The sequence below is a fragment of the Janthinobacterium sp. EB271-G4-3-2 genome, from assembly GCF_020858035.1.
Classification (GTDB): Bacteria; Pseudomonadota; Gammaproteobacteria; order Burkholderiales; family Burkholderiaceae_D; genus Janthinobacterium; species Janthinobacterium aestuarii.
Genome location: NZ_JACYMG010000010.1, coordinates 26,516 through 41,947, shown reverse-complemented (window position 1 = coordinate 41,947; position 15,432 = coordinate 26,516). Strand labels below are relative to the sequence as shown.

Here is a 15,432-nt window from a genome sequence, read left to right as displayed (position 1 = left end):
ACGTAATGTACGGACTTGATACATTAGCTTTTGCAGGGTTTTGTCACGCAGATGTCATATGCCATTGCTACGCTGCCAGCCCATGATGAAAACGAATTCCACCTTGCTGCTTGCCATTTGCGCGCTGTCCGCCTGCCAGCCCGCGCCGCAAAAAGAAGCGTCCGCTCCCGCCGCCTACCTGGCAGGTGCCTATGCGCCCAGCCTGAAACATCAGCCTTCGGTGGCGGCAATGACAGCCATGGGTCGCGCCATGTTTTTCGAGCCCAGCCTGTCCGTTTCGGGGAAGATGTCATGCGCCAGCTGCCACAGTCCCGAGCATGCATATGGCCCGCCGAATGGGCTGGCGGTGCAGCTGGGCGGCCCTGAGCTCCAGGATGCCGGCACGCGCGCGGCGCCCTCGCTGCGCTACCTGCAGACGGCGCCCGCCTTCACCGAACATTTTCATGACGACGATGGCGACGACAGCGTCGACGCGGGTCCCACGGGCGGGCGCAATTGGGATGGCCGCGCCCAGTCGGGTCACGAGCAGGCGCTGGCGCCCTTGCTCTCCAAACGCGAAATGGGCAACCGCGATGCGGCCGCCGTCGTCGCCAAATTGCAGGCCGGCCCCCTGGCGGCGCAGTTCCGCCAGACGTATGGCGCGGATATCTTCGCGCAGCCGGGCCAGGCGCTGCGCTGGGCGCTGATGTCGCTGGAAGTGTTCCAGGAAAGCCCGTTGGACTTCTATCCGTACACGAGCAAGTACGACGCCGTGCTGCGCAAGCAGGCCGCTTTGAGCCCGCAGGAAGCGCGCGGTCTGGCTTTGTTCAACGATGAGCGCAAGGGCAATTGCGCGTCCTGCCACATCAGCCAGATCACTTCCGGCGGCGCCTTTCCCCAATTTACCGATTACGGCTTGATCAATATCGGCGTGCCGCGCAATGGCAAGCTGCCCGTCAATGCGGACCCGGCGTTCTTCGACATGGGCTTGTGCGGCCCGGACCGCACCGACTTGATGGAACATAAAGAGTACTGCGGCAGCTTCAAGACGCCGTCCCTGCGCAACGTCGCCTTGCGCAAGGTATTTTTCCACAACGGCAGCTTTGACAGCCTGGAACAGGTGCTGCGCTTTTACGTGCAGCGCGATACGGCGCCGCAAAAATGGTATCCGATGGATAAAAACGGCAAGGTGCGCAAATACGACGACCTGCCGCCCGGCCTGGCGTCGAACGTGAACGTGGACGCGCCGTTCGACCGCCAGCCGGGGCAGGCGCCAGCCCTGAACGACGCGGAGATCGCCGACGTGATCGCCTTCCTGCACACCCTGACGGATGGCTATCAGGCCGCCCATCCGGCGCAGGGAAAACATGGCTAAAAGATCTCAAGATACCATTGCTTACAACTACGCCACAAAAGCCTGTTTTTATGTGCGTTAGCGCACGCTAGAAAATTTTAGCCAGGTGTATATTGCGAACTGATCTGTGTCTTTTGATAACAACGAAAGGGAATACCATGAAAGCAAGCAAAAATTGGATGACCGTGTGCGCCGCCGGCATGATGGTTGTGGCACTGGCTGCCTGCCAGAAGAAGGATGATGTCGCCGCCGCCGGTCCTGCGGAACAGGCTGGCCAGAAGATCGATGCGGCCGCTGCCAAGGCTGAAGCCGACATCAAGGATGCCGCTACCAAGGCTGACGCCGCCGTGAGCCAGGCCGCTGCCGATACGGGTGCCAAGATGGACCAGGTCGCCGCTGACGCCGACAAGAAAATGAGCGAAGCGGCCGATGCCGTGGGCAAGAAAGTGGAAAAAGCCGGCGAAAAGATGCAGGACGCCGCGCACAAGTAAGCACGTCATCAGCACGCCCCGCAGCTGCCGTCAGGTGATGGCGGCTGCGGCGACGCCTTCGCTGGCCTGGCCGCCTGATACGGCTGTCCCTGTCTTGTCCATCCCGTCTGTTCCCCCCAGCACCACGCTCAAATCGACAAAGCCGTCGCGCCACGCGCGTTCCAGGTCTTGCTCCACCGCTTCCAGTGTCGTTCTTTCCACCTGCCGAAAACCGCGCAAGCCATACGCCCGGTTGCGCCCGTGCGCCTTGGCCAGGTACAGCGCCATGTCGATCAGGTTGACGCTGCGTTCCCACGTGAGCGGCCGTCCCATCGGCGCCAGCGGATAGGGCGCAAAGCCGACGGACACGTGCACCTGGATGGTCTGCCCTTGGTAATGGATGCTTTGCGCCGCCATGCCGTTGAGGATGCGCCGCGCGATGTCGTCGAGCCCGTCGCGGGCGACGGCCGGCAGGAAGGCGAGGAATTCCTCGCCGCCCCAGCGCACGATCATGTCCGTTTCGCGCAACACGTCGTGCAAGGTTTCGGCGATCGTCGTCAGCACGAGGTCGCCCGCCGCATGGCCGTAGCCGTCGTTGATGTGCTTGAAATGGTCGACGTCGAGCAGGAACAGCGCGCCCACGACATCGCCGCCGGCATAGGATGGCTGCGGCTTGCCCGCATGGCTGCGCATGAATTCCTGGAAATGGCGGCGGTTGTACAGGGCCGTCAGCGGGTCGCGCGAACTCTGGCGCTTGAGTTCCTGGTTTTTCACCTTCAGCTGCACGTTCGCGTGGCGCACCTTGCGGTACAGCAAGCCGACGATGGCGGACGCCATGGCCAGTACCAGCGCCAGCAGCCACCACACGCGCTGCTGCAGGCGGCGGTTGTCGATTTCCGTGCTCTTCAGCTGATTCTCCCTGCTCAGCAGCTCGATCTGGCGCTGTTTCTTTTCCGCCGCATACTTTTCTTGCAGCTCATACACGGCCTTTTGGCGCTGCTTTTCGAACAACTGGTTGGAAATGCCGCGCTCGCGGTGATACGCGGTGACGGCGCCGCGCAGGTCGCCCGCCTTTTCCAGCGCCATGCCGTATTCCAGCAGCACGGCCTGCATTTCCGGCTGGTTGGCCGTGCGTTCGTAGTAGGCCAGGCCAGTGGCCACGCTTTGCTTGCCTTCCTGCAACCGTCCCTGGCCGATCAGCGCCTGGCCGATATTGAGCCTTGCCGTCGCTTCCACCTGTTCATCGTTGACGAGGCGCGCCGCCGTGATGGCTTCATTCGCGTAGCGCAAGGTTTGCCCGTAGTCGTCTTCCTTCAGGTAGCTGTCCGACAGATTGACGAGGGTGACGGCGACCATGCCGCGCGCGCCCAGCTGGCGTTCCAGCGCCAGGGCCGCCAGCAGGGCGCGCTGGCCCCGCCGCGGCTGCTGCGCGTCGAGCGCCAGTCCGTATTCCGTATTTTTCGCCTGCGCCATGCGGCCCGGCGACGCCAGGGTGCCTGACACGGCCAGCAATTCATCGAGCACCTCGAAACCCTTGTCGTATTCGCGCATCTGCGTGTACAGCAGGGTGAGGGCATTCAGGGCGGCGGCCAGGCTGGACGGGGATTTGCTCTGGCGCGCCAGGTCGACGGCCGCCTGCAGCTTGGCCAGCGCAAACGGGAAATTGCCTTCCTCTGCCCACGATTGCCCTGCGCTGATGGTGGCCTGCGCGCGCACGGTCAAGTCGTCCGTGCGGTTGGCGATCTTTTCCGCTTCAAAGGCCAGCAGGTGCGAGGCGCGGCGCTCGTTCCGGGCAAACGTGATGTAGGCCTTGTTGAGCATGCCCTTCGCCAGCGCCACGTCGCTCTTGTTCTGGCGGGCGTAGGCGATCAGCTCCTCGGCCAGCTGCATGGCGATGTCGTTCTGCCCCAGGCGCATGCGGGCGTTGCTCAGTTGGGTAAGGAATTCCGCGCGGATGGGCAGGGGAGCGCTGCGCGCCTGCGTTTCCACCTCTTGCAGGCGCTGCAGGGCGCGCGCGGGCACGAAGCGGCCATCGTCGCGCACGGCGGCAAGATACTGCTCGAGGTTGCCGACCTGGGCGTGCGCGGCAGGCGGCAGCAAGCAGGCCAATACCAGCAGCCAATGCGCCTTTCGCCATGATGCCCGTCTCTGTCTGCCTGCCAACGTCCCGCTCCCGCAATGACCACCTGTCTGTAACAGATTATATTCTGTTGCAATCAAGAAAGATCATGCGGGACGCAGAAATTTGCGAAAGTGCACACGGCCGGCATTGACAAGGCGCTACTACTGCGCCAGCTGCTGCAGCAGGTACAGGCGCTGGTACAGGCCGCCTTCGATCTGCATCAGGGCGTCGTGCGGCCCCGCTTCCGTGATGCGGCCGTGATTGAGCACGACGATACGGTCGGCCTCGCGGATGGTCGACAGGCGGTGGGCGATGGCGATGATGGTGACCTTGCCGCGCAACTCGTTGAGGGCCAGCTGCACGATCTGCTCCGTCTGGCTATCGATGCGTGACGTCGCTTCGTCGAGCAGCAAAATGCGCGGCTGGCCGGCCAGCGCGCGGGCAATGGCGATCAGCTGCTTCTGCCCCGACGACAGGCGCGAACCGCCTTCGCCCAGCGGCGTGTCATAGCCGTGTTCCAGCGCGGCGATGAAGTCGTGCGCATGCGCGGCGCGCGCGGCCGTCTCGATCTGCCGCTGCGTGTAGCCGCGGCCCATGTCGATGTTTTCGCGCGCCGAGGCGGCCAGCAGGAACGGGTCTTGCGGCACCAGGCCCACGTCGGCGCGGAAGTGCTCGTTGTCGATGCTGTCGAGGGCCACGCCGTTGATGGCGATGCTGCCCTGCGTGACGGGATAAAAGCGCAGCAGCAGGGACAGCAGGGTCGACTTGCCGCTGCCCGTGTGGCCGACGATGCCGAAGAAAGCGCCTTGCGGTATCGTCAGCGACAGCTCGTGCAGCACGGGCTGGTTTTCCACGTAGGCGAAGGTCAGGTTCCTGATGTCGACGGCGGGCAGTTCGCTGCCCGCTTGCGCTTGCCGCAGGGCCGGAGTTTCCCGTCCCTGCGCGTGCTCGAGCGCTTGCGCTTCGTCGAGCAGGGCCGAGACGCGCGCCGTGGCCACCACCGACTGCTGCAGCTGGCTGAACTGCATGGTGATCTGGATCAGCGGCTCGATCACGCGCGCGATGTAGCTGATGAACGCATACAGCACGCCCACTTCCACGGCGCCCATCTCGCGCCGGCCGAAGCTGAAGATGACGACGGCCAGCAGCACGATGTTGAGCATGTCGAGCGCGGGGCGCAGCAGCCAGGCGTTGGCGCGCAATTCCTGCATGCGCGCCGTGTAGTGGTCCTGGTTGATGCCCGTGAAGCGCGCGCCGAAGCGCTTTTCCGCGTTATTCGCCTGCAGCACGCTCATGCCGCCGATCGATTCGGCGATCTGGCCATTGATCTCGCTGCGCAGGGCGCGCGCGCGCGTGACGGCCGGCGCGCTCCAGCGCTGGTACAGGAAGACGATGAGCAGCACGGCCGGCAGCAGGGCCAGCACGATCAGCATCAAGCGCCAGTCGAGGAAAGCCATGGCGGCCATGGTGCCGACCAAAACGATGGAGCTGTCGAGGATGACGAACAGCACCTGCACGTACAGCGATTTCACGGCTTCCGTGTCGTTGGTGACGCGGCTGACCAATTGGCCCGTGATGGCGCGGTCGAAGAAGGCCATGGGCAGGCGCAGCACGTGCTGGTAGACGGTTTCGCGCAGGCGCTGCACCGAGCGCATGGCCAGGCCGGACAGGCGCACCAGCTGCAGATAGCGCAGGCCGGACGCGACCCAGCCCGTCAGCAGGCAGCCGCCCAGCAGCAATGACATGCGCGTCCAGTCGAGGTGGCGCGGCAGCAGGTGCTGGTCGATCAGGGCCTTGCCCAGGATCGGTCCCGTCACTTCGAGGGCGGCGGCGAGGATCAGCCAGAACGTGGCCCAATACAAATGGCGCAGGTCCGGCGCGGCGGCGCGGCGCAGCAGGCCGATCGCTTGCGCGGCCTGGCGGCGCACGGATGGCGTGGCGCTGGCGGCTTGGTCGGTCTTATTAGATGGCATCGAGGCTGGCCTCCAGTTGTTGATAGCGCCACTGGCTGGCATACCAGCCGTCGCGCTGCATCAGCGCGTCGTGGTTGCCCGTTTCCGTGACGTGGCCGTCGCGCAGCACCAGGATCAGGTCCGCGTTGACGACGGCGCTCAGGCGGTGGCTGGCGATGATGGCGCTGCGTTCGGGGCGGCGCGCGCGCAGTTCTTCCAGGTGCTGCAGGATGCGCGTTTCCGTGCCCGTGTCGACGGCCGACAGCGCATCATCCAAGAGCAGCAAGCCGTTGTCGGCCAGGAGAGCCCGGGCAATCGCCACGCGCTGGCGCTGGCCGCCGGACAGGGTGATGCCTTTTTCGCCCACATGCGTTTGATAACCGTCCGGGAACTGCAGGATGTCGGCATGGATGTCGGCCAGCTGCGCCGCCCGTTCCACTTCCCCGCGCGTGGCGCCGGGACGGGCGAGGGCGATATTGTCGGCGATGGTGGCGGAGAACAGGAACGACTCTTGCGGCACCCAGCTGATGGCAGCGCGCAGCGCGTGCAGGGTGTAGGCGTCGAGCGCCTGGCCGTTCCACGTGGCTTGACCTGATTGCGGCGTCACCTGGCGCAGCAGCACGCGCAGCAGGGTCGACTTGCCGCTGCCCGTGGGACCGACCAGGCCCAGGGTCTGGCCCGGCTGCAAGCGCAGCGAGATGCCGGACAGGGCCGGCGCCGTCTGGCCCGCGTAGGCAAAGCCGACGTCCTGCAATTGCAGGGGGCCGGGCGTCAGGGTGGCGATGCTGCCATGGTCGTCGATGGCCAGCGGCGCGTCGAGCATCGGCTGCAAGCGCTGCCAGGCGGCGCGGCCCCGCTCGATCAATGACAGCACCCAGCCGGCGGCGAACATGGGCCAGATCAGCTGGCCCAGGTACATGGAAAAGCTCGTCAGCGCGCCGATGGTCAGCTGGTCTTGCCACACGAGGTAGCCGCCCAGGCCCAGGGTCAGCGCCGTGGCGGCCGTCAGGGTCAGGCCGACGGCCGGTTCGTACGCCGCTTCCCAGCGCTGCGCCGTCAGGCTGGCGTTGGCCGCGTGGCCGGCCAGGGTGGAGAACTGCTTGCTGCTGCGCTCTTCCAGGCCCAGCGCGCGCAAGGTGCGCACGCCCGACAAGGACTCTTGCACGTGGTCGTTCAGCGCGGAAAAGCGTTGCAGCGAATCCGTCGACGCCGTATGGATATGGCTTGAAATGCGCCAGAAGGCCAGTCCCATCAGGGGGAAGGGCAACAGGGCGATGCAGGCCAGGCGCCAGTCCACGCCCAGCAGCATGATGCCGAGCACCATCAGCAAGGTCAAGGTGCCGTCGAAACCGGCCAGCATGGCTTCGCCGGCGGCCATTTCGATGGCGTCGATATCGTTCGTCGCCAGCGCCATCAGGTCGCCCGTGCGCTGGTTCTGGTAGAACGACGCGCCCTGCTGCGACATGCGCGTGTAGAAGCGCGTGCGCAGCATCACGCCCAGCTGGTAGGCGGCCTTGAACAGGGTGATGCGCCAGCCCACGCGCAGGAAGTAGATGACGACGCCGACGGCGAGCAGAGTCAGCAGTTCAAGCCACAGTTCGGCGGCCGTCATGCGGTGGGCGGCCAGCGCGTCGATGATGGCGCCCACGCGGCGCGGGATCCAGACGGTCAGTGTTGCCACGCCTGTCAGCATGACGGCGGCGGCGGCATACGCCGGCCAATGCTGACGCACGAAGCCGGCGATGAGCCTCGATAAACTCATGGTTACCTTTTGTTTTGAGTAATGGGGTGTCGCGGGGCGGAAGGACGGGCACGCGGACGGAAAGTACGCGTAGGATACAACAAGGCGGAAAAGCGCGCTGTGGACGGGCACGCAAAAAACGGGCCGTAGCCCGTTGTTTTGCTGCGTCAGTGCCGTGCGCGCGGCTTACTTGCGGCCGCTGCCTTTGCCGCCGCCCAGCATGTCGAGCTGTTTCGATGGCGTGCCCTTGGGCGCTGCCTTGGCTGCCGCCTTGGCCGCTGGCGCAGGGGTGTGCTTCACGGCGGCCTTGGCCACGGTCTTGCCGGCGGCGCTGGCCGGTTTGGCGGCCGGTTTGCTCGAAGGAAATGGTTTTGCGGCAGGCTTGGCCGGTGCCGGCGCGGCGGCTTTCGCTGGTGCTGGTGTAGATGCTGGTGCGGGTTTGGCCGCTGCCGGCTTGGCTGCCGGTTTGGCTTCCACCGCTTTCACGGCTGGCTTGTCGGCGGCCTTCTCGGCAACCTTGGCAGGCGCTGCTTCTGGTTTGGCTGCCGGCGCGGCGGCAGGCTTGGCTACTTCGGCAGGCTTGGCGGCAACGGGCGCAGGTGCCGCTGCTGGCGCTGGTGCAGGCACAGCGGCAGGCGCAGGTACAGCTGCCAGCGCAGGCTTGGCTGCGGCAGGAGCGGGTGCGGCGACAGGCGCGGCTTCGTCGAGGCGGGCCTTGGCTGTGGCCAGCAATTCCGCCTGGGTGCTCGAAGCGATGCCGAACAGCTGGCGGCTGTAGGCCAGCACGCTCTCGATGTTCGGTTGCGCCTGGCTGGCGCTGTAGCTGAAGAAGTCGCGCGGGTCCTGCGTTACCAGTAGCTGCTGCGCCGTCTCCGCCGTTTGCGAGATGGCGGCCTTGCCGGCGTTCAGGTTCAGGGCGATGATTTTCTCGGCGCTTTCAAAGACTTTGCTGGTGAGGGTGCTGAAGATTTGCAGCTGGCTTTCCAGTTGCGACTTGGCGGCGCTGGAAAATTGTTCAGGAAGCGGAAACATATTTACTCCTTTGTACGGATTAAAATGCTGGCAAAACGCTCTGCAAAATCCCGAAAACCAGAGTTGGCCGCGTTTTGTAAAGTGGGTAGCGTGCTAAACAGCTGATCATAGACTTTTTATGATGCAACGCAATATGAATATTCTAGCGGTGATTCGAGTTAGTTGAAAGCTATTTTCTCAAGGGCGTCTGCCCCGCGCATGCTTGTATTCATGCGTCTGGCAGCATTTGTCACAAGTTTGCGCGTGCGCAAAGCGTTGTCAGGGAATCTATGGCTACGCTTTTGCCAGTAACGATATTCGTGCACCGCAGCATCCTTGAGAAAGCCAAGATGCCAAGCTGCTTGAAGCGCCAGGTACCGTAGTCAACCGAAGGAGTGTCCGCATGGACCTTGTCATCCGCAATGCCAGCCTGCCCGACGGGCGCCGCGCCATCGATATCGCCATCGAGGGCGGCCGTATCGCCGCCGTCGGCCCCGCCTTGCCCGTGACGGGCGCGCAAGAGATCGACGCCGAGGGCGACCTCGTCACGCCGCCGTTCGTCGACGCCCACTTCCACATGGACGCCACGCTCAGCTATGGCTTGCCGCGCGTGAACGCGTCCGGCACCCTGCTCGAAGGCATCGCCCTGTGGGGCGAGCTGAAGCCGCAATTGACGCAGCAGGCATTGGTGGACCGCGCCCTGCAGTACTGCGACTGGGCCGTGGCGCGCGGCTTGCTGGCCATCCGCTCGCACGTCGATATCTGCGACCCGCGCCTGCTGGCCGTCGAAGCGCTGCTCGACGTCAAGCGGCAAGTGGCGCCGTATCTCGATTTGCAGCTGGTGGCCTTCCCGCAGGACGGCATCCTGCGCAGTCCCGACGCCTTCGACAATCTGAAGCGCGCGATCGCCATGGGCGTCGACGTGGTGGGCGGCATCCCGCATTTCGAGCGCACCATGGCGGACGGCGCGGAATCCGTGCGCCTGCTGTGCGAATTTGCCTGCGAGCGGGGTCTGATGGTGGACATGCATTGCGACGAATCGGATGACCCGCTGTCGCGCCACATCGAAACCCTGGCCTTCCACAGCCAGCGCCTTGGCATGCAGGGCAGGGTGACGGGCTCGCACCTGACGTCCATGCATTCGATGGACAATTATTATGTGAGCAAACTGCTGCCCCTGATCCGCGAGGCGGGCGTGGCGGCCATCGCCAATCCCCTCATCAACATCACCTTGCAGGCGCGCCACGATACGTATCCGAAGCGGCGCGGCATGACGCGCGTGCCCGAGATGCTGGCCGCCGGCATCCCCGTCGCCTTTGGCCACGACTGCGTGATGGACCCGTGGTACAGCCTCGGTTCGGGCGACATGCTGGAAGTGGCGCACATGGGGCTGCACGTGGCGCAGATGACGGGCCAGCAAGCGATGCACGACTGCTTCCTGGCCGTGACGGAAACGCCGGCGCGCATCCTGGGCCTCGATGGCTACGGCATCGCGCCCGGCTGCCATGCGGACTTGCTGATCCTCGATTGCGGCAGTACCGTGGAAGCGCTGCGCCTGCGCGCGGCGCGGCGCCTGGTGCTGCGGCGCGGGAAAATCGTCAGCGAAGCGCCGCGCGCGCAATCGCGCCTGCACTTGCCGGGGCGTCCTGACAGCGTGAACTTCCGCCTGGGCCGCTGATACAATCAGCCATCACTTGTTATCGGGAGCACCGACTTGAAAGAAATTGATATCCGCCCGGCCGGCGAAGCCGATTTCGACGCCATGTGGCCGATCTTCCAGACCCTGGTGGCCGGCGGCGACACTTATCCCTTCCCCGCCGATACGACGCGCGAAGCGTGCCACGCCTACTGGTTCGGCCCCGGCGTGCAAAGCTTTGTCGCCACCATGGGCACGGAGCGCCTGCTGGGCATGTACAAGCTGGTGGCGAACCAGCCTGGCCATGGATCGCACGTGGCCAATGCCTCGTTCATGGTCGACCCGGCCGCGCAGGGCGTCGGCGTGGGCCGCCTGCTGGGCGTGCACTGCATGGAAGAAGCGCGCCGCGCGGGCTACCTGGCGATGCAGTTCAATTTCGTCGTCAGCACCAACCTGGCCGCCGTCACCTTGTGGAAAAAACTGGGCTTCACGGTGGTCGCCACCTTGCCGCTGGCCTACCGCCACGCGCAGCTCGGCTATGTCGACGCCTACGTGATGTACCAGCTGCTGACCGATCCGATGCAGTGGCCGGCATGAGCGGCGCCGTCACCGTGATCGAGACGCCGCGCCTGCGCCTGCGTACCGCCAGCGTCGATGACGCGGCGTTTTTCCTCGGGCTGGTGAACGAACCGACCTGGCTGGCGACCATCGGCGACCGTCAGATCCATACCGTGGACGCGGCGCGCGCGGCGCTGGAAACGGGCCCGATCGCGCAGCAGCAGGAACTCGGCTACTCTTTCTATATCGTCGAGCACCGCGCTGACAACGTGGCGATCGGCATGTGCGGTCTGATCAAGCGCGCCACCATGCCGGGCCCCGATATCGGCTACGCGCTGCTGCCCGCGTATTGCGGCCAGGGCCTGGCCTGGGAGGCTGCATCGAGCGTGGTGCGCCATGCGCGCGACGTGCTGTGCCTGCCGGCTGTGTATGGCCTCGTGTCGCCGCAGAACCAGCCTTCGGTCAACTTGATCAATAAGCTCGGTTTGCGCTTCGAACGCTTTTCGCGCCAGCCCATCGTCGGCAAGGACATCAATATCTATCGCAAGAGTTTTTCTTAATCTCTATACAAAACAACGCGACAGAACCTTTACTTGAGGAACAGGTCGCGGTCCGGCGCGAAATGCGCGTACAGCGGCAGGAAGGCGCCGCCAACGGCGCGCGCGTCGGAGCCGACGGTGCCGCCGAGCACCTGCGGCCGGGCGATGCCCTCCCAGCTATAGCATTCCAGCGCGCGCTCGACCTGGACCAGCAACTGCTCGAGCAGGCCGCGGTCGAAGGAGCCGTCGATAATCACCCCCTCCAGGTCGAGCAGGCAGGTGGCGCTGGTGATGCTCAGCGCGATGGCCTGCGCCGCGTCGTCGAGCCAGGCCACGGTGTGCGTGACGAACGGTTCCTGCAGCGCGCGCCCGTCGTGGGCGGCGGTCGGGTCCAGCCCGGCCAGGGTGTACAACTGCTCGAGGTTGAACAGGGAAGCGTCGCCCAGCAGCTGGCCCGGCGGATTCCTGGCGCCGGCCGTGGCCATGCCGAGCGGCAAGGAGCCCACCGCGCCGGCGTTGCCGTGCAGGCCGCTGTGCAAATGGCTGTTGATGACCAGGCCGCCGCCGATGAAGATGTCGACGAAGATGTACAGGAAGTTCTTGATGCTGCGCCCGCGCCCGAGCACCAGCTCGGCGACGCAGGCGGCGGCCGTGTCCTTGGCGAACTCGACCGGCAAGGCCGTCATTGCCTGCACGCGCTGGCCGATGTCGATGCCGTCCCACGCGTTGGCCTGCTCCGGCGCCATCTCGAGCAGATTCTGCCAGCCGCCCAAGCCCAGCGGCGCGGCGATGCCGACGCCGCACAGGCGCGGCAGCAACTTCGGTCCCAGCAGCACGGCCATGCTTTTGAGCGCCGACTCGATCTGGCCGAATACGGTGTCGGGGACGGGAAAGGGATAGGGAAACGACAGGCGCTCGCGCGTCTTGCCGACGAAATCGACCAGCAACACGTCGAGGCTGCGCCGGCCGATCTTGATGCCGATCGAGAAGGCGCCGTCCGGATTGAGCATGATGGGCACCGACGGCTGGCCGACCTTGCCGCGCACGGGCGCGCGCTTGCTGACCAGGCCGTCGCCCAGCAGGCGGTTGATGATCAGGGAAACCGTTTGCGTGCTCAGGTTGGTCAGCCGGGCCAGGTCGGCCTTCGGCATGCTGCCGTGCAAGCGCACGGCCTGCAGCACCACCCGCTCGTTGAACTGGCTCATGCCCATCTGGTTCGAGCCGCGCGGCTGCAGCCATGGCACATCGTCGATGGCTGCTTGCGGCGCGGACGCCTCTTCGGTAAAGCTGTCTGACATGGCGGGGCGGGTCCGATTTCTACAGGCGTAAAAGAAGGACATTTTATTACATATCCGACGCCCCGCCAGTGAAGCTCCAGATGGCTGGAGCTCCCGTGCAGCTTTAGCGCTTGGCCCAGATCGACTTCAAAGGCCAGATGGTCAGCTCTTTCAGTGTTGCCGCGCCGCCCACGGCGAACAGCGCGACACCGTTGCTGGACGGTTGCGGGAAGATCTGGTCGGTCAACACCACCTCGTTGCCCGCAAATACCATTACCGACGAGGTATCGACCACGATGCGCAGATCCACCGTGCCGGTGCGCAGGGGCAGCGGGGCGGTATGGCGGGCGGCAAAGCTGGCGTTGAAACTGGCGTCGCCCGATTTGCTGCGGTCGATGTAGACCTCGCCGGCCACCGCGTCATAGCCGATGACGGTTTCTTCGCCATTCGTGCCGGTGCGCACCTTCAGGCCAAAACCGGTGGCACTGCCCGGCTGGAACCTGGCCACGATGTCCAGGGCCTGGCCCGGGGCGGGGGCGATAGCTAGTGCTTGCACGCCGGCGGCCACGGAACGGTCCTGGGCGCTGTACAGCGCTTTGCTGCGCAGTGTGCTGAAGTTGTCCACCGGCTGCTGCACCAGCCGCACCTGGCCGGCTATGGTGCGCAGCGTGAATTCCCGGGCGAAGGTCTGCGCGCTGCGCCATGGCGTGGTGGGCGTGTTGCCAGCGTAGTCCCAGTTGCTCATCCAGCCCAGGCCGATGCGCTTGCCATCGGGTATGCCGTTCCAGGTCACGGCGGCATAGAAGTCGGCGCCGTAGTCGAGCCAGTTGGCTTCTTCTTTGGCGGTGTCCGAAAAGACGATATGGTCGACCAGGATATGGCCCCAGCCGCCCGTGTTTTTGTCCACCACCTGGATCTGCGCGCTCTTGCCCCGGTAGGCGTCCACGTTCCAGCTGCGCCAGTTCAGGGTTTCGGCATTGGCGCCGGTCGCGCTCTTCACCACCTGGCCGTTGACCAGCAGGCTGACCGTCGTTTCATCGCTGACGGGCTTGGCAGGTTGGTCCGATGCCTCGAACACGTCGGCAAGAATGTGTCCCCAGGCCCCGTCGTTGTCGTCGATGATGACGATCTGGGCCTGCTGTCCGGCGAACTCGCGCACGTCCCAGTTTGTCCAGTTCAGTTCGGAGTCCGCCCCGGTGGCGCTGCGCACCACCTTGCCGTTGACCTTGAGCACCACCGCCACAGGATTGGGGCTGTCATAGGGATGGTTGCCGCCCCCGACGAGGAAGTTGATATAGGCCCTCGAGATGGTGAAGGTGGGCGACGTCAGACTGCCCTTGGGCGTGTCGCCGGCACCGAAGAAGGAATTGAACACACCCGCGCCCAGCTTGCCGGCTGCCGCTTGCCTGTCGGCGTCGGTTCCGGCGGCAACCTTTTGCCCCACCAGGTCGCCGGCGGGCGTCCAGCCCAGGTCGGCGTAGGTGGCATTGGCCGGGCCTTCAAAACCGGCGCCCGGGAACAGCAAGGTTCCCGCAGGCACCGTGCCGTCGCCCGCACCGGCCAGGCGTGGATGGCGCCCGCCGCCGACCATCAGATTGATGTACTTGCTGGTGACGGTAAAGGCTGGCGAGGTGAGCGTGCCCGTGGCGCCGTCATCCTTGCCCAGCCGGTAGGTGTCGAGCAGCTCGCTGCCCTGGTTGTCGGCCACGCCATGCGAGGGGACCACGGGCGTCTTGCCTGCAAAGTCGCCCGTCGATGTCCAGCCCGTGGCATCGAAGCTGGCCGCTTCAAAGTCCTGGTAGACGGTGCCCGTGGGGGGCTTCTTGTCGATCACGCTGTTGGCGTCGGCCACAAAGCGCGTGCCGTCGAATTTCCCCACAAAATAATGCGCCCCGGAACCACCGGCCACCGAGCCGGGGTTGATGTTGATGTTCATCACCCATTTGCGTTTGCTGGCGTCGCCATCGACGGGCAGTTCGAACAGGTCGGGACATTCCCAGATGCCACCGACCGCGTTGGCCGGGCCAAAGGCGCTCATGTAGGTCCAGTCGCGCAGGTTTTTGGACGAGAACAGCAGCGCCTGGTGCTTCTCCGAGGCCACGGCAACCATGACCCATTTTTGCTCCGGTGCATACCAGAAGACTTTTGGATCGCGGAAATTTTGCCCTTCGGTTTCAAACGGCGCCGGTGGCGCGGCAATCACCGGGTTCGCGGCGTACTGGGTCCAGGTGCGTCCCCTGTCCAGGCTGTAGGCGATGGACTGGGACTGGGTGTTGGGGGCGAGCACCTGGCCGTTGGCCAGCGTTTTTCCTTGCGGATACACACTGGTGTAGATGGCCACCATGGCAGGATTGCCGGCGCTGCCAAGGCCGCTGGTATTGTTGGTGTCCACCACCACGCTGCCGGAGAAGAACATTTGAGTGAGCTTGCCGCCAGCGTCTTTTTCCGCCGTCAGGGCGACGGGCAGCTCGTTCCAGTGCAGCAGGTCGGTGCTGACGGCGTGGCCCCAGGACATGTCGCCCCAGGTATTGCCGTTCGGGTTGTACTGGTAGAACAGGTGGTATTCGCCGTCGTGGTAGACCAGTCCGTTGGGATCGTTCAGCCAGTTCTTGGCGGCTGTATACGAGAGCTGGGGGCGGTAGGTTTCCAGGTAGCTGGACTGGGGCGGTCCGCTGGTGCTGTCGCTATCGCTGCCGCAGCCCACCAGCAGGGTGGCAAGGCAAGAGGCGAGAATAGGGAGGTGATACGGAAGGTGATACGACATGGTGTCTCCTTTATCTTGTATGTTTTATG

11 protein-coding genes are annotated in these 15,432 nt (G+C 64.9%); 5 read left to right on the top strand and 6 right to left on the bottom strand.

Annotation, left to right across the window (positions count from 1 at the left end; all coding sequences use genetic code 11):
- Nucleotides 1-82: 82 nt before the first annotated feature.
- Nucleotides 83-1,354, top strand: coding sequence for a cytochrome-c peroxidase (locus tag IGS55_RS20005; protein ID WP_230519122.1), 1,272 nt, complete (start codon nt 83-85; stop codon nt 1,352-1,354).
- Between the two features lie 137 nt (nt 1,355-1,491).
- Nucleotides 1,492-1,824 (top strand): hypothetical protein, encoded by a 333-nt coding sequence (locus IGS55_RS20000; protein ID WP_034747273.1) that lies wholly within the window; start codon nt 1,492-1,494, stop codon nt 1,822-1,824.
- A gap of 30 nt (nt 1,825-1,854) precedes the next feature.
- Here the strand turns inward: IGS55_RS20000 and IGS55_RS19995 are convergent, their stop codons facing one another.
- The 4 genes from IGS55_RS19995 to IGS55_RS19980 all read right to left on the bottom strand — a co-directional run bounded on the left by IGS55_RS19995 (nt 1,855) and on the right by IGS55_RS19980 (nt 8,650).
- Nucleotides 1,855-3,903: a sensor domain-containing diguanylate cyclase gene (locus IGS55_RS19995; protein ID WP_329958169.1), complete on the bottom strand. Its 2,049-nt coding sequence runs from the start codon at nt 3,901-3,903 to the stop codon at nt 1,855-1,857.
- A 183-nt stretch (nt 3,904-4,086) separates the two neighbouring features.
- Complete coding sequence (locus IGS55_RS19990; protein ID WP_230519123.1) at nt 4,087-5,898, bottom strand: ABC transporter ATP-binding protein; 1,812 nt, start codon at nt 5,896-5,898, stop codon at nt 4,087-4,089.
- The gene (locus IGS55_RS19985) at nt 5,888-7,639 is read right to left on the bottom strand and encodes an ABC transporter ATP-binding protein (protein WP_230519124.1); all 1,752 of its coding nucleotides are present in this window, start codon (nt 7,637-7,639) and stop codon (nt 5,888-5,890) included. The genes IGS55_RS19990 and IGS55_RS19985 overlap by 11 nt, the downstream gene beginning before the upstream one ends.
- A 165-nt stretch (nt 7,640-7,804) precedes the next feature.
- A complete protein-coding gene (locus IGS55_RS19980) occupies nt 7,805-8,650 on the bottom strand; it encodes a phasin family protein (protein ID WP_230519125.1) in 846 nt (281 codons plus the stop codon).
- A gap of 382 nt (nt 8,651-9,032) precedes the next feature.
- Here IGS55_RS19980 and IGS55_RS19975 point away from each other — a divergent pair, with 382 nt between their 5' ends.
- From IGS55_RS19975 to IGS55_RS19965, 3 genes are read left to right on the top strand one after another with little or no spacing between them, the layout of a single operon-like run.
- Nucleotides 9,033-10,307: an amidohydrolase family protein gene (locus IGS55_RS19975; protein WP_230519126.1), complete on the top strand. Its 1,275-nt coding sequence runs from the start codon at nt 9,033-9,035 to the stop codon at nt 10,305-10,307.
- Between the two features lie 36 nt (nt 10,308-10,343).
- Nucleotides 10,344-10,862: a GNAT family N-acetyltransferase gene (locus tag IGS55_RS19970; RefSeq protein ID WP_230519127.1), complete on the top strand. Its 519-nt coding sequence runs from the start codon at nt 10,344-10,346 to the stop codon at nt 10,860-10,862.
- Nucleotides 10,859-11,383, top strand: coding sequence for a GNAT family N-acetyltransferase (locus IGS55_RS19965; RefSeq protein WP_230519128.1), 525 nt, complete (start codon nt 10,859-10,861; stop codon nt 11,381-11,383). The genes IGS55_RS19970 and IGS55_RS19965 overlap by 4 nt, the downstream gene beginning before the upstream one ends.
- A gap of 29 nt (nt 11,384-11,412) precedes the next feature.
- On the opposite strand, the gene IGS55_RS19960 is transcribed toward IGS55_RS19965, so the two are convergent.
- Both IGS55_RS19960 and IGS55_RS19955 read right to left on the bottom strand, forming a co-directional pair.
- Nucleotides 11,413-12,660: an ROK family transcriptional regulator gene (locus IGS55_RS19960; RefSeq protein WP_230519129.1), complete on the bottom strand. Its 1,248-nt coding sequence runs from the start codon at nt 12,658-12,660 to the stop codon at nt 11,413-11,415.
- 103 nt (nt 12,661-12,763) lie between these two features.
- Entirely contained in the window at nt 12,764-15,403 is a 2,640-nt protein-coding gene (locus IGS55_RS19955; RefSeq protein WP_230519130.1) for a glycoside hydrolase family 32 protein, read from the bottom strand.
- Nucleotides 15,404-15,432 lie beyond the last annotated feature (29 nt).